This is a genomic window from Actinoallomurus bryophytorum (assembly GCF_006716425.1).
GTDB lineage: Bacteria > Actinomycetota > Actinomycetes > Streptosporangiales > Streptosporangiaceae > Actinoallomurus > Actinoallomurus bryophytorum.
Genome location: NZ_VFOZ01000001.1, coordinates 90,934 through 104,243, shown reverse-complemented (window position 1 = coordinate 104,243; position 13,310 = coordinate 90,934). Strand labels below are relative to the sequence as shown.

The following is a 13,310-nucleotide window of genomic DNA, read 5'->3' as shown; positions in this document are numbered from 1 at the left end:
CGAAGGAGGCCTCATGAGCGGGGTGGGACGTCCCGAGGCGGCGGCCGTGGACGCGTCCGGGCTGAGCCTGGGTGTGGTCTGCACCCGATGGAACGCACAGGTCACCGACCCGCTGCTCGAACGCGCGCTGGCCGCGGCGAAGGAGTGCGGGCTGCTCGAGCCCGTGGTCGTACACGTCGCGGGCGCGCTCGAGCTCCCGGTCGTGGCCCAGCAGCTCGCCCGCGACAACGACGCGGTCGTCTGCCTCGGTGCCGTTATCCGGGGAGGTACGCCCCATTTTGACTATGTATGTGACTCGGTAACGGCGGGTTTGACGAGGGTTGCCCTTGATGAGGGCACACCCATCGGCAATGGCGTACTAACCTGTGAGACGCTTGACCAGGCACTGGACCGCTGCGGTCTGGAAGGCAGCAGCGAGGACAAAGGATGGGAGGCGACCGTGGCCGCTCTCGATACGGCACTGACCCTGAGGGGCCTGCGGCATCACGGTCACGCGCGGCATCACACGGAGCATCTGGGCTCCTGAGTCTCCACGCCGCGATACCGATCTCTCATCAGGAAGGTCTCTACCGTGCTGTCACTCGTGCTTCCCAAGGGCTCTTTGGAGCGTGCGACGTTCGACCTGTTCGACGCCGCCGACCTGACGGTCCGCCGTGGTTCCGAGCGCGACTACCGCGCGTCGGTCGATGATCCGCGCATCGACCGCGTACGCGTGCTGCGCCCGCAGGAGATCCCCACCTATCTCGAACAGGGGCTCTTCGACCTCGGCATCACCGGCCGTGACTGGATCACCGAGACCGCGGCCGACGTGGTCTCGCTCGGTGAGCTCAAGTACTCCAAGGCCACGTCCAACCCGGTGCGCGTCATCATCGCCGTGCCCAACGACGCTCCCTGGCAGTCGGCCGCCGACCTGCCGGAGGGCGTGCGGATCTCGACCGAGTTCCCCGCGATGACCGAGCGCTACCTGGCCCAGCACGGGGTGAAGGCCCGGGTGGTGCCCTCGTACGGCGCGACCGAGGCCAAGGTGCCCGACATCGTCGACGCGATCGTGGACCTGACCGAGACCGGTTCGTCGCTGCGCAAGAACGGCCTGCGCATCCTCGACACGCTGCTGGTCAGCTACACCGAGCTGGTCGCCAACCGCGAGGCGTACGAGGACCCGAACAAACGCGCCGCGATGGAGGACATCGCCCTGCTCCTGCAGGGGGCGATCCGCGCCCGCGGCAACGTCCTGCTGAAGCTCAACGTCTCCGACGCGCAGCTCCAGGAGGTGCTGGGGATCATGCCGTCGCTGTCGTCGCCGACGGTCACCCGCCTGGCCGGCGGCGAGATGCACGCGGTCGAGAGCGTGGTCGCCAAGCACGGCGTCAACACCCTCATCCCGGCGATCAAGGCGGCCGGCGGCCGCGACATCCTCGAGATCCCGATCAGCAAGATCGTCGACTGACGTGACCGCGGCGACGTGGCGACCGCACTGGCCACGCATCATCCCGTACGTGCTGGCGGCGGTGGTCGTGGTCGGCATGGTCGTCCTCGCCGTGGCGATGCCGTCGAACTGGGGTCTCGGCGACCGGATCGGCTTCGTCGTGATCGGGCTGATCGTCGCCGGCATCCTGCACATGCTGGGCCGCAGCCGAGTGGTCGCCGACGACAGCGGGCTGACCATTGTCAACGCCCTGCGCACCCATGAGTACGAGTGGGCCGAGGTCCTGGGCGTGACGATGGCGGAGGGTGCGCCGTGGCCGACGCTCGACCTGGCCGACGGCTCGGTCGTGCCCGCCATGGGCATCCAGGCGAGCGACGGCGACCGCGCCCATCGCGCGGTCGCCGAGCTCGCCGCCATGGTGCGCGCACGCGGCGAGGCCGCCGAGGCCTGAACCGCCGTCTTTGGGTTCAAGGTGACCATCACCGATCACCGACGAGGAGTTCGACGCCCAGCTCCCCGGCATGCGCCTTACCCGGAGCTGGTCGACTCGGGCTCGGGTAGTGCTCGGAGCGGGCTGGCCTGGCTGGACTTGCCATCGAGCGTATACTTTTTGTATGGCCGATCCGATTACATTCCGTCCAACGATTGATGATGCGAAGAATCTTGCGGCCCTCACTGCCGATGGCACCACCCCCACCCATGCCATCCGGCATGCGCTGGAAGTGGCTGCGCGTGAGAAGCGCCAAGCCGACCTGCGTGCCGACGCGGAGCACCTGATGGCCACCCCCGAGTACCTGGCGGAGGTCCGGGCGGTGCGGGAAGAACTGGACGAGCTCCGTGCGTGGTGACGTGTACCGCCTTAAGGCGGCGCGCGGCGTCCAGGGGCACGAGCAGCGCGGTACACGCTATGCGGTCGTCGTCCAAGCCAGCGTGTACGGGCACCTGTCCACGTGGCTGGTGGCCCCGACAACGACCAAGTCCTTCGACTCCTTGATCCATCCCACCATCAAACTCCTGGGCCAGGAGGTGCGGGTGCTCGTGGAGCAGACCACCGCTGTGGATCCACAGCGCCTGGGCGACTTCGCCGGCCGTCTGAGCGCAGGCGAGCTGATGATGGTCAATGAGTCACTTCGAGCCGTCCTGGAGCTGGATTAGCACCGGCGGCCTAGCTGGGATTGCCGGCATCATGCCGTCACTGTCGTCGCCGAGGTCACCTCCCCTGGCCGGCGGTGAGATGCACCCGGTCGAGAGCGTGGTCGCCGAGCACGGCGCCAACACGCTCATCCCGGCGATCAAGGCGAGTACGAGTGGGCCGAGGTCCTGGGCGTGACGATGGCGGAGGGCGCGCCGTGGCCGACGCTCGACCTGGCCGACGGCTCGGTCGTGCCCGCCATGGGCATCCAGGCGAGCGACGGCGACCGCGCCCGTCGCGCGGTCGCCGAGCTCGCCGCCATGGTGCGCGCACGCGGCGAGGCCGCCGAGGTCTGACCTCGGCCTGCGTGCGGGTGACGGCCGGCGGTCAGCCGCGCCGGTGCCGCGGCAGTAGCAGACCGGCCAGCGCGATGGCCAGGCCGAGCCCGGCCGCCATGAGGAAGACCCGGTCGTAGCCGGCGGCGAGGGCGGCGGCCGGAGAGCGCCCGCCGGTCCCCGCCTGAGTTCCGGCGCCGGCGGCCGTCGCGAGCACCGCCAGACCCACCGACCCGCCCGCCTGACCGGCGGTGCCGGCCAGGCCGCCGATGATCCCCGCGTCGCCCTCGGGGACGTCGGCGGTCGTCGCGGCCATGAGGGTGGGGAAGGTCAGCCCGATGCCGACCGCGATGAGGAGCGTGGGCCCGAGCACGCCGGTGACGTAGCCGCTGCCGGCGTGGGCCTGGGAGAGCCAGCCGAAACCGGCCACGAAACAGCCGCAGCCGGCCAGCACCAGAGGGCGCGCACCGGTTCGCGGCAGGAGTCCGGCGGCCCGTCGCGCGATCACCATGAACGTCACCGCCGCGGGTGTCTGCCCGAGCCCGGCGCGAAGCGCGCCATAGCCCAGGACGTTCTGCAGGAACAGCGACGTGAAGTACCACATCGCGATGGCGATCCCTCCGAACAGCAGCAGCATGCCGGTGCCGACGGCCACCTCCCGGATCTTGAACAGCCGCAGGGGCATCAGCGGCCGGGTGGCGAAACGCGCCTCCACCACGGTGAAGACGACGAGCAGGACCAGACCCGCCCCGGCCGGCCCGAGGACCGGCACGGACGTCCAGCCGTGATCGGTACTCCGCATGACCCCGTAGATCAGCGCGGCCAGCCCCGCCGTCCCGGTGACCGCGCCCGTGAGGTCGAGCGGCTCCCGCCGGCCGGTTCGCCTGCCGCCCAGCGACGTCATGGCCGCCGCGATCAGCACCGCACCGATCGGCACGTTGATCAGGAAGACCCACCGCCACGACAGGCCGGTCGTGAGGGCACCGCCCGCGACCGCGCCGGCCATCCCGCCCACACCGCCCGTGGCGGACCACGCGCCGAACGCCCGGGCACGCGCGCCGGCCTCGGTGAAGCCGGTGTTGATCACGGCCAGCGTCGCCGGGGCCAGCATGGCGGCTCCCATGCCCTGCGTGACGCGCGCCGTCACCAGGACCTCAGGGGCGTTCGCCAGGCCGCCGGCCAGACTCGACGCGGAGAACACGAACAGCCCGGTGGCCAGCATCCGGCGATGGCCGAACAGGTCGGCGGCGCGGCCGCCCAGCAGCATGAAGCCGGCGAAGGTGAGCAGGTAGCCGTTCACCACCCAGGTCAGGCCGGCGGCGGTGAAGCCGAGGTCCCGGTCGACCGAGGGCAGGGCGACGTTCACGATGGACGCGTCCAGGATGACCATGAACTGGCAGGCACATGCCAGGGCCAGGACCATCCAGGCGGGACCGGTCCTTGCCGCCGTGTGGCCTCGGGTCAGGGTGTTCGCGGATGGTTCGGACGTCACAAGAGCCTCCTGAATGCGAAGTCTGCGGTAAGTGTTCGGCGAGCCGGCTCGCCCTTCTTGCTCGACTCACGGGCTCCCTGCGCCGGCCGGGGGATCGCGGGCGACGTCCCGGTCACGCGGTCTGCGGGGTTCTTCCGGCTTCGGTCTCGCGGGGGTTCCCGTCGGCGACGCGGCCGCCCGCCAGCAGCCGGATCGTGGTCCGGGTCAGCCGCCGTCCCTGGTACCGGGCCGCGTCGAGTGCCGTGGTGTCGGGACCGTCTCCGGCCGGGCCGGTCACGGCCGACGTGCCATAGGGGTTGCCGCCGGCGGCGTACACGGCCGGATCGGTGAATCCGGACGGGACGATCAGCGACCCCCAGTGGTAGAACACGTTGGCCAGCGACAGGATCGTGGCCTCGCTGCCGCCGTGCCGGTTGAACGCCGAGGTGAAGGCCGTCACCGGCTTGTCGGCCAGGCGGCCTTCCTGCCACAGCCCGCCGGTCTGGTCGATGAACTGCTTGAGCTGCGCGGCCGGCGCGCCGAACCGCGTCGGCGTCCCGAACGCGAACGCGTCGGCCCACACCAGGTCCTCGACCGAGGCCTGGGTGACCGACGTGGTGGCGTCGGTGTGCCGTCGCCACTGGGGGTTCTGGTCGATCGCGCTGTCGGGCGCCAGCTCGGCGACCCGCCGCAGCCGCACCTCGGCCCCCGCCGAGGCGGCGCCCTCGGCGACGGCCTGCGCGAGTCCGTGCACCGTGCCCGTCGCGCTGTAGTAGATGACGGCGACCTTCACGGTCATAGCGACTCCCTCGAGTAGGATTAGTTACGCGGATAACGTTATGCGGATAATGTTATGCGCATAACTAATCTGTCAAGGAGAGCCCGTGGACTTCGAGCAAGCCGACGCCCTCAACCAGGCCATCCGCCTGCTGAGCCTGCGTCACCGGGCCAGGACGGCGGCGCTACTGGCCCCCCTCGGCCTGCACCCCGGCCAGGAAGCGCTCCTGCTCGAACTCGCCCGTACCGGCCCGATGATCCAGGCGCAGCTCAGCGAGGCGCTCGGCGTCGAGCCGCCCAGTGTCACGCTCATGACCCGCAAGCTCGAGGCCGCCGGCCACATCCGCCGCAGACCCGCCCCCTCCGACAAGCGCGCCGGCATCGTCGAACTCACCGACAGCGGCAAGGCGCTGGCCGACCAGGTCAAGCGGCTGTGGTGCGCTCTGGCGGAGGAGACCGTGACCGGCCTGCCCGCCCAGACCGTGGCAGAACTCCCCGTCCTCCTCGCGACCCTGACCGGCAACGTCGACTCCAGGCGCCCCCGTCACGCGCACGGCCGCCGGAACGGTGGGTGACGGCCGGTCGGGAACGTCAGCTTCCCCCGGTGGCCGAGCCGGCGTACTCCACCGGCGGGAACACCGACCGGGGATCCCCGCCGCCGATATACAGGTCGATGGCGAACGCCGCGGCCGCCTCCAGCAGTCCGGCGCGGCCGAGACCGCGACGAGGCGTCACGTCCGGCGAATTCGATCCCCGAGGAGTGATGAGTCGCCGCGCCGTCCACGTGAAGGGTGCCGCGAGTCTTCACCGGCCGGTCATCGAGCACTTCGGGTGACCACCCGAGGACGGCAGGCGGTACAGCCGGACGCCCGGCAGCTCGTCGATCGGCAACGCCACGGCCGCCGGGACGCTGGATAAGATCCCACGGCGCCGCGGTGGTGGCGGCACAGAACGAGCGGGAGTGCGCGGCCGGTGCTGACGTTGAGATACGTTCCCGAGCTCGACGACATCGTCGAGCTGATGGCCATGTCCTCGGAGCTGCGGCGCCAGCGGAGGCGTGCGCTCCGTAACGCGGCCGTCAGCCTGGTGCCGCTGTGCGGCGTGCTGGGGGTGGGGGTCGCCGAACGAACGGCGGGCGCGCTGCCGGTCCTGCTGATCTGCGCGGCGATCTCAGGGAGCTACCTGCTGAGAGCGCGTGCGCTCTTCTCCCGCCGGCGCCTGCGCCGCCGTGCGCGCGGAGTCTGGGACCGTTCACCCATGTTGCGGAGAGCGTACGAGGAGGAGATCGCCCCCGAAGCCCTGACGCTGCGTACGGATGAGATCACCCAGACCTTCGCCTGGTCGCGGTTCAGCGGGTTCGTGGAGTCCGACCGGCAGTTCGTCCTCCTGGACCGCTCGGGCGAACCCTCCGTGGCCCTGCCCAAGCGGGGCCTGGCCGACCCGTCGCTCGTCCCGGCCTGCCGCCGGCTCCTCACGGAGCACCTGACGGCCTCTCGGCCGCCCGGGGCCGCCGCTCTCGTGGACGACTGACCGCACCGGCCTCCCACCGCGATGAGTTTCGGCGCGGAGCCGGGTCTGTACTCATGGCGGGCTTTCACGGCCGAGACAGGGGGAGGGACCGATGACGGTGCAGGCGGTCGAGGACGAGGCGGAGTTCGGCCGGCTGGCCGATCCGTACCGGCGGGAGCTGCTGGCGTTCTGCTACTCCATGCTCGGCTCGGTCGAGGACGCCGAGGACCTGGTGCAGGAGACCTACCTGCGGGCGTGGCGCTCGTACGGGGGGTTCGAGGGGCGGTCCTCGCTGCGGAGCTGGCTGTACCGCATCGCGACGAACCGGTGCCTGACCGCGCTGGAACGCCGCGGGCGGCGGCCCCTTCCCTCGGGCCTGGCGGGCCCGGCGGACCCGGACGCGCCGCTGGTCGGTGCCGGGCCGGAGACCGTCTGGCTCCAGCCGTTCCCCGGCCCGCCTGCCGGGGCGCCGGCCGACCCGGCCGTGATCGTCGCGGAGCGCGACAGCGTACGGCTGGCCCTGGTGGCCGCGATGCAGCACCTGTCGGCCCGCCAGCGTGCGGTGCTGATCCTGCGGGAGGTCCTGGCCTGGCGGGCGGCCGAGGTGGCGGAGGTGCTCGGCATGACCACCGTCGCGGTCAACAGCGCGCTGCAGCACGCACGTGCGCGGCTGGGGCGGGCCGGGGCCGTCGAGGACGGGCTCACCGAGCCCCCGGAGGCCGATCGCCGTGCGCTGCTCGCCCGGTACGTCAGGGCCTTCGAGGACGCCGACGTCGCCGGTCTGGTGGCGCTGCTGCACCGGGACGCGGTCATGGAGATGCCGCCGTACCTGAGCTGGTTCGCGGGGCGCACGGCGGTCATCGGCTTCCTGAAGCGACGTTGCCTGGGGACTCCGGGCGACTTCCGGCTGGTGCCGGTCGCGGCGAACGGCCAGCCGGCGGCGGGTGCGTACCTGCGCGGGCCGGACGGTGTCCACCGGGCGCACGGCATCCAGGTGCTGACCGTCCGCACGGCCGGGATCACCCGGATCGACACGTTCCTGGGCCCGGACCTGTTCGCGGCCTTCGGCCTGCCGGCGACGTACCCGGAGCACCGCCTGGGGTGATGAGTCCGGCACCGCGGCCGGGTCTCTATTTCCGACAGACCGCAATCGGAAATGGAGCCTGCGATGTCGGAAACAACGGACCTGTCGCCACCCCTGCGAGGGGAGCGGCCCCAGGACGGTACGCCGAGGGGCGGCCACGTGATCTGGACGATGCTGCTGGCCCCCATCGGCGTCTTCCTGACCTCGCTCGACATCGTCGTGGTGGCGACCGCCCTCCCGGTGGTCCGCACCCACCTGCACGCGAGCCTTGCCGACCTGGAATGGACGATCAATGCCTACAACCTGGTGCTCGCCTGCCTGCTGATGACCGGCGCGGCGCTGGGTGACCGGTTCGGCCGCAGGCGCATGTACGTGACGGGCCTCGTGGTGTTCAGCCTGGCCTCGGCGGCGGCGGCGCTGTCGTCGACCGCCGGGGAGCTCATCGTGGCCCGGATGGCGCAGGGCGTCGGCGCGGCCGCGGTGATGCCGCTGACCCTGACGCTGATCATCGACGCCTTCCCGGCCGGGCGACGCGGGGCGGCCATCGGCGTCTGGGGCGGGGTGACCGGCCTGGGCGTGGCCGCCGGGCCGGTCGTCGGCGGGGCCATCACCGAGGGGCTGTCCTGGCAGTGGATCTTCTGGGTGAACGTCCCGATCGGGCTGGCCGTCGCGGTGCTGTCGGCACTGCGGCTACGCGAGAGCCACGGCGCGCGTTTCCGGCTGGACGTCGCCGGCCTCGTCCTGGTCGGTGCCGGAATGTTCGCCCTGACGTGGGCTCCGGTACGGGCGCCCGCGGCCGGCTGGGGGAGTGCCGAGGTGCTCGGCGCGCTGACGGCGGGAGTGGTCCTCGTCGCGGCGTTCCTCGCCTGGGAACGGCGGACGGCCCATCCGATGCTGCCGATCGGCTACTTCGCGCGGCGCGGGTTCGCCGCGGCGAACGCGGTGGCCTTCGGCCAGCAGATCTCGCTCATCGGCTCGCTCTTCATGATCTCGCAGCTGCTGCAGATCGGCCTGGGCTACTCACCGTTCGGCGCCGGGCTGCGCGTTCTCGTCTGGACCGGCACGCTGATGCTGGTCGCGCCGCTCGCGGGCGCGCTGGCCGACCGGTTCGGCAACCGTTGGATCATGACCATCGGCATGGTCCTGCAGGCGGCCGGGCTCGGCCTGCTCGCGGAGGTCGTGCGGCCGGGCGTCGGGTACGGCCACCTCGTAGTCCCGCTGGTCGTGGCCGGTGTGGGCATCTCCATGGTGTTCCCCGCGGTCGCCGGCATGGTCACCGGCTCGGTGCCCGTCGAGGACGCCGGGGTGGCGGCCGGCACGAACAGCGCCCTGCGCGAGCTGGGCAGCGTGTTCGGCGTCGCGATCATCGCCCTCGTCTTCGCCGGCAACGGCGGATACGCCTCGCCCGAGAACTTCATCGACGGGTTCCGCCCGGCCATGGTGGCCGCCGCCGCGATCGCGCTGCTCGCGGTCGTACCCGCCGTACTCGGACCCGGCGGAGTCATCACCATCACGGCATCAGAGGAGACGGCATGAACAGGATCAGGATCGTGCGTTACCGGACCAGGCCGGAGGCGGCGGATGAGAACCAGCGGCTCGTGGAGAAGGTGTTCGCCGAACTGGCTGCGGAGGACCCGGGCGGGCTGCGCTACGCGACGTTCCGGCTGGCGGACGGGGTGAGCTTCGTCCACGTGGTGGTGCACGAGGGCGCCGAGGACCCGCTGGGGACCTCTTCCGCCTTCGCCGCCTTCCAGCAGGGCATCGGCGACCGCGTCACCGAGTCCCCGGAGGCGGAGGAGGCCACCCTGGTCGGGTCCTACCGCTTCGGAGTCAGCGGCGTCTGAGTCCGCGGGTGCGGGCCGGGTTCCCAGGCCCGCACCCGTGCGGCGTAGCCTGCTGCGGATGACCGATGACGCTGATGATCTCCGGCCGGGGGCGGTCCGGTCCACCTTCGTCGAGCCGGAGATCTACTACGCCGGGCTCGCCGCCGCGTACGTCACCGCCGGGGCTCTGATCACCGACCCGGCCGGCCGGGTGCTGCTGGTCAAGCCCAACTACCGTGACCACTGGCTGCTGCCCGGCGGGGCCGCCGACGACAACGAGGCTCCCGAGGCCGCGTGCGCGCGGGAGCTCGAAGAGGAGATCGGCCTGGCTCTGGACGTCGGGCCGCTGCTCGTCGTCGCCTGGCAGCCCGCGCGCGCCGAGCGGTTCCGGCCCACGGTGAGCTTCGTCTTCGACGCGGGGATCCTCGCCGGCCCGGAGCGGATCCGGCTCCAGGAGGACGAGCTCGACGACCACGGGTTCTTCGCGCCCGAACAGGCCGCGGCGCGGCTGGGGCCCATCGCGGCCCGCATTCCCGCCGCTCTGCACGCCCGCGAGACGCGGACCCCCGTGTACCTGCCACACGCGTGACACGGTGTGGGGCGCGTAATAAGAGGCGTGGCGGGAAGTAGCCTTGATGCGTGCCGCATACCACGTCAATCCCGACATCGGACTTCGCGTCGCCGCAGGCCCTCAGCGAGGCTCTCGAGAAACACGCGTACCTGTCCGACGAAGGACTCGCGACCGCCTGCTTCCTCGGCCTGCGCATGCGCAGGCCGCTGTTCCTCGAAGGGGAGGCGGGCGTCGGCAAGACCGAGCTGGCCAAGACGCTCGCCGCCGTCCTGGACGTGCCGCTGATCCGGCTCCAGTGCTACGAGGGCCTGGACGCCGCGCAGGCGCTGTACGACTGGGACTTCCCCCGCCAGCTGCTGCACCTGCGGGCCGCCGAGGCGGCCGGTGTCACCGACGTCGAGCGCCTCGAGTCCGAGCTGTACGACCGGCGCTTCCTCGTCTCCCGGCCGCTGCTGCAGGCCCTGGAGACCTCGACCGAGGAGCGCCCCGCCGTGCTGCTCGTCGACGAGATCGACCGCGCCGACGACGAGTTCGAGGCGTTCTTGCTGGAGGTGCTGAGCGACTTCACCATCTCCGTCCCCGAGCTCGGCACGATCAGGGCCGAGCGCCCGCCGGTCGTCGTCGTCACCTCCAACCGCACCCGTGAGGTGCACGACGCGCTCAAACGCCGCTGCCTGTACCACTGGCTGGAGCACCCGGCCTTCGACCGCGAGGTGGCGATCATCCGGCGGCGGATGCCCGACGCCACCGAGAGTCTCGTACGCCAGGTGGCGGGCGCCGCGGGCCGGCTGCGGAAGCTGGACCTGCTCAAGGCCCCGGGGATCGCCGAGAGCCTCGACTGGACCGAGGCGCTCGTCGCGCTGGGCGCACGCGACCTGGACCCGGACATCGCCGCGGTGACACTGGGCGCGGTGCTGAAGTACCGCGAGGACACCGAGCGGGTGGTCGCGGGCGGCATCGGCGCGCTGTTCAACGGGGCCTGAGGCATGGCGCCGCGGGACGTCGTCGAGACGCTCACCGGCTTCGCCCGTACGCTGCGGGCCGCCGGCGTCGGCGCCGACCCCGAGCGCGTCCAGGCGATGATCGGTGCGGTCGGCCACCTCGACGTGCTCGACGCCCGCGACGTCTACTGGGCCGGGCGGCTCACCATGTGCGCGGACCCCGCCGACCTGCCGCGCTATGACCGCTGCTTCGCCGCGTACTTCTCCGGCGACACCGCCACGGTGCGGCGCACCGCCCCGCCTCCGGTGACCGTGGTGCGGCACGCCGCCACGCCCGGCACGGCCGGTGACGACCGGCCCGGTGACGTCTCCGTCGCGACCGCCAGCGAGATCGAGGTCCTGCGGCTGCGCGACGTGGCCCGCCTCAGCCCGGCCGAACGCGCCGAGGTGCACCGCCTGCTCGCCCTGCTCGACGACGTCACCGCGCAGCGGCGGTCGCGGAGGTTCACCGCGCGCCACCGGGGACGGCTCGACGCGCACCGTACGGTCCGGTCGATCCTGCGCCGCGGCGGGGAGATCTCCGGACTGCACTACCGCGCGCACCGCACACGGCCGCGGCGCGTGGTCCTGATCGTGGACGTGAGCGGCTCGATGAGCCCGTACGCCGACGTGCTCCTGAGGTTCGCGCACGCGGCCGTGCGTTCGGCGCCGCGTTCGACGGAGGTCTTCAGCGCCGGCACCCGGCTGACCCGGGTGACCAGGGAGCTGCGGCACCGGGAGCCGGACGCGGCGATGACGGCGGTGTCCGCGGCGATCCCGGACTGGAGCGGCGGCACGCGGCTGGGCGAGGAGCTGAAGGAGTTCCTCGACCGCTTCGGCCAGCGGGGCATGGCGCGCGGTGCGATCGTGGTCATCGCCTCCGACGGCTGGGAACGCGGGGACACGACGCTCCTCGGCCACCAGATGGAGAGGCTGCACCGGCTCGCGCACCGGGTCGTGTGGTCCAACCCGCACAAAGCCCAACCTGGGTACGAACCACTCACAGGCGGGATGCTCGCGGCGCTTCCGTACGTTGACGACTTTGTGGCCGGTCACAGCCTGGCCGCACTGGAAGAACTGGCAGGGGTGATCGGAAATGCGTGACGTCCTTCGAGAGATCGGCAAATGGTACGACGAGGGCGAGACGTTCGGGCTGGCCACCGTGGTCAACACCTTCCGCAGCGCCCCACGGCCCGCCGGGGCCTCGATGGCCGTGTCCGGTGAGGGCGAGGCCGTGGGCAGCGTGTCCGGCGGCTGCGTCGAGGGCGCGGTGTACGAGCTCGCGCAGGAGGTCATGGCCTCCGGCAGCGCCGTCGTGCAGCGGTACGGCGTCAGTGACGACGACGCGTTCGCCGTCGGGCTGACCTGCGGCGGCATCCTCGACATTCTCGTGGAGCCGATCGGGCCTCAGACGTTTCCCCTGTTCGCCGAGGTGAAGGCCTCGATCGACCGGCACGAGCCGGTCGCGATCGCGACCGTCATCGAGGGGCCGGGCGAGGTCGGCGTCCGCCGCGTCATCTGGCCGGACCGCTCAGAGGGCTCACTCGGCCTCGACCGGCTGGACGAGGCCGTCGACGACGACACCCGCGGCATGCTCGCCCAGGGCACCACCGGGATCCGGCGGTACGGCAGGCACGGCGAGCGGCGGCTGGACGAGCTCGCCGTCTTCGTGCACTCCTTCGCCCCGCCGCCCCGCATGCTGGTCTTCGGCGCGATCGACTTCGCCGCGGCGGTGGCACGGGTCGGCAAGTTCCTCGGCTACCACGTGACCGTCTGCGACGCCCGGCCCGTCTTCGCCACCCCCAAGCGGTTCCCCGAGGCCGACGAGGTCGTGGTGAAGTGGCCCCACAAGTTCCTCACCGAGTCCGAGGGCGACGTGGACGAGCGCACGGTGATCTGCGTCCTCACCCACGACCCGAAGTTCGACGTGCCGCTCCTGGAGGTGGCGCTGCGCACCCGCGCCGGCTACGTCGGGGCGATGGGTTCGCGCCGCACCCACGAGGACCGGCTCGAGCGCCTGCGCGAGGTGGGGGTCACCGAGAAGGAGATCGCCCGGCTCCGCTCGCCGATCGGCCTCGACCTCGGCGCCCGTACACCTGAGGAGACCGCGGTCTCGATCGCGGCCGAGCTCATCCAGCTCCGCTGGGGCGGCACCGGCCAGGCCCTCACGGACACCGGCGGCCGCATCCACGGCACCTGACG

At 71.8% G+C, this 13,310-nt stretch carries 19 protein-coding genes; 16 read left to right on the top strand and 3 right to left on the bottom strand.

The genetic code is table 11. From position 1 onward, the window contains the following. The first annotated feature begins 13 nt into the window (after positions 1–13). The 7 genes from ribH to FB559_RS00480 all read left to right on the top strand — a co-directional run bounded on the left by ribH (position 14) and on the right by FB559_RS00480 (position 2,914). Positions 14–526, top strand: coding sequence for a 6,7-dimethyl-8-ribityllumazine synthase (gene ribH / locus FB559_RS00505; RefSeq protein WP_141952078.1), 513 nt, complete (start codon positions 14–16; stop codon positions 524–526). A gap of 45 nt (positions 527–571) precedes the next feature. Continuing rightward, positions 572–1,447: an ATP phosphoribosyltransferase gene (gene hisG / locus FB559_RS00500; RefSeq protein WP_141952077.1), complete on the top strand. Its 876-nt coding sequence runs from the start codon at positions 572–574 to the stop codon at positions 1,445–1,447. A 1-nt stretch (position 1,448) separates the two neighbouring features. Further along, the gene (locus FB559_RS00495; RefSeq protein WP_246121275.1) at positions 1,449–1,877 is read left to right on the top strand and encodes a PH domain-containing protein; all 429 of its coding nucleotides are present in this window, start codon (positions 1,449–1,451) and stop codon (positions 1,875–1,877) included. A gap of 163 nt (positions 1,878–2,040) precedes the next feature. Further along, complete coding sequence (locus FB559_RS00490; RefSeq protein WP_141952076.1) at positions 2,041–2,274, top strand: hypothetical protein; 234 nt, start codon at positions 2,041–2,043, stop codon at positions 2,272–2,274. Then, the gene (locus FB559_RS00485; protein ID WP_141952075.1) at positions 2,264–2,581 is read left to right on the top strand and encodes a type II toxin-antitoxin system PemK/MazF family toxin; all 318 of its coding nucleotides are present in this window, start codon (positions 2,264–2,266) and stop codon (positions 2,579–2,581) included. Before FB559_RS00490 ends, FB559_RS00485 begins: the two co-directional genes overlap by 11 nt. 31 nt (positions 2,582–2,612) lie before the next feature. Beyond that, positions 2,613–2,756: a hypothetical protein gene (locus FB559_RS43545; RefSeq protein WP_185791986.1), complete on the top strand. Its 144-nt coding sequence runs from the start codon at positions 2,613–2,615 to the stop codon at positions 2,754–2,756. Between the two features lie 2 nt (positions 2,757–2,758). After that, entirely contained in the window at positions 2,759–2,914 is a 156-nt protein-coding gene (locus FB559_RS00480; RefSeq protein WP_141961417.1) for a hypothetical protein, read from the top strand. A gap of 31 nt (positions 2,915–2,945) precedes the next feature. On the opposite strand, the gene FB559_RS00475 is transcribed toward FB559_RS00480, so the two are convergent. Next, positions 2,946–4,385: an MFS transporter gene (locus tag FB559_RS00475; RefSeq protein WP_246121274.1), complete on the bottom strand. Its 1,440-nt coding sequence runs from the start codon at positions 4,383–4,385 to the stop codon at positions 2,946–2,948. A gap of 112 nt (positions 4,386–4,497) precedes the next feature. Next, entirely contained in the window at positions 4,498–5,163 is a 666-nt protein-coding gene (gene wrbA / locus FB559_RS00470) for an NAD(P)H:quinone oxidoreductase (protein WP_141952073.1), read from the bottom strand. Between the two features lie 85 nt (positions 5,164–5,248). Here wrbA and FB559_RS00465 point away from each other — a divergent pair, with 85 nt between their 5' ends. Further along, the gene (locus tag FB559_RS00465; protein ID WP_141952071.1) at positions 5,249–5,716 is read left to right on the top strand and encodes a MarR family winged helix-turn-helix transcriptional regulator; all 468 of its coding nucleotides are present in this window, start codon (positions 5,249–5,251) and stop codon (positions 5,714–5,716) included. 16 nt (positions 5,717–5,732) lie between these two features. Here the strand turns inward: FB559_RS00465 and FB559_RS43540 are convergent, their stop codons facing one another. Then, positions 5,733–5,876 (bottom strand): hypothetical protein, encoded by a 144-nt coding sequence (locus FB559_RS43540; RefSeq protein WP_185791985.1) that lies wholly within the window; start codon positions 5,874–5,876, stop codon positions 5,733–5,735. A gap of 237 nt (positions 5,877–6,113) precedes the next feature. On the opposite strand from FB559_RS43540, the gene FB559_RS00460 reads away from it, so the two are divergent. From FB559_RS00460 to FB559_RS00425, 8 genes are all read left to right on the top strand, one after another. Next, a complete protein-coding gene (locus FB559_RS00460) occupies positions 6,114–6,671 on the top strand; it encodes a YcxB family protein (RefSeq protein WP_141952069.1) in 558 nt (185 codons plus the stop codon). Between the two features lie 91 nt (positions 6,672–6,762). Beyond that, a complete protein-coding gene (locus FB559_RS00455) occupies positions 6,763–7,755 on the top strand; it encodes a sigma-70 family RNA polymerase sigma factor (RefSeq protein WP_141952067.1) in 993 nt (330 codons plus the stop codon). 63 nt (positions 7,756–7,818) lie between these two features. Beyond that, positions 7,819–9,270, top strand: a complete 1,452-nt coding sequence (locus FB559_RS00450; RefSeq protein WP_221639846.1) for an MFS transporter — start codon at positions 7,819–7,821, stop codon at positions 9,268–9,270. Continuing rightward, the gene (locus FB559_RS00445) at positions 9,267–9,578 is read left to right on the top strand and encodes a hypothetical protein (RefSeq protein WP_221639845.1); all 312 of its coding nucleotides are present in this window, start codon (positions 9,267–9,269) and stop codon (positions 9,576–9,578) included. Before FB559_RS00450 ends, FB559_RS00445 begins: the two co-directional genes overlap by 4 nt. 58 nt (positions 9,579–9,636) lie before the next feature. Beyond that, positions 9,637–10,146: an NUDIX domain-containing protein gene (locus FB559_RS00440; protein WP_141952065.1), complete on the top strand. Its 510-nt coding sequence runs from the start codon at positions 9,637–9,639 to the stop codon at positions 10,144–10,146. 50 nt (positions 10,147–10,196) lie between these two features. Continuing rightward, complete coding sequence (locus FB559_RS00435) at positions 10,197–11,111, top strand: AAA family ATPase (RefSeq protein ID WP_246121273.1); 915 nt, start codon at positions 10,197–10,199, stop codon at positions 11,109–11,111. Between the two features lie 3 nt (positions 11,112–11,114). Further along, positions 11,115–12,212, top strand: a complete 1,098-nt coding sequence (locus tag FB559_RS00430) for a vWA domain-containing protein (RefSeq protein ID WP_141952063.1) — start codon at positions 11,115–11,117, stop codon at positions 12,210–12,212. Beyond that, positions 12,205–13,308 (top strand): XdhC family protein, encoded by a 1,104-nt coding sequence (locus FB559_RS00425; protein WP_141952060.1) that lies wholly within the window; start codon positions 12,205–12,207, stop codon positions 13,306–13,308. The genes FB559_RS00430 and FB559_RS00425 overlap by 8 nt, the downstream gene beginning before the upstream one ends. Positions 13,309–13,310 lie beyond the last annotated feature (2 nt).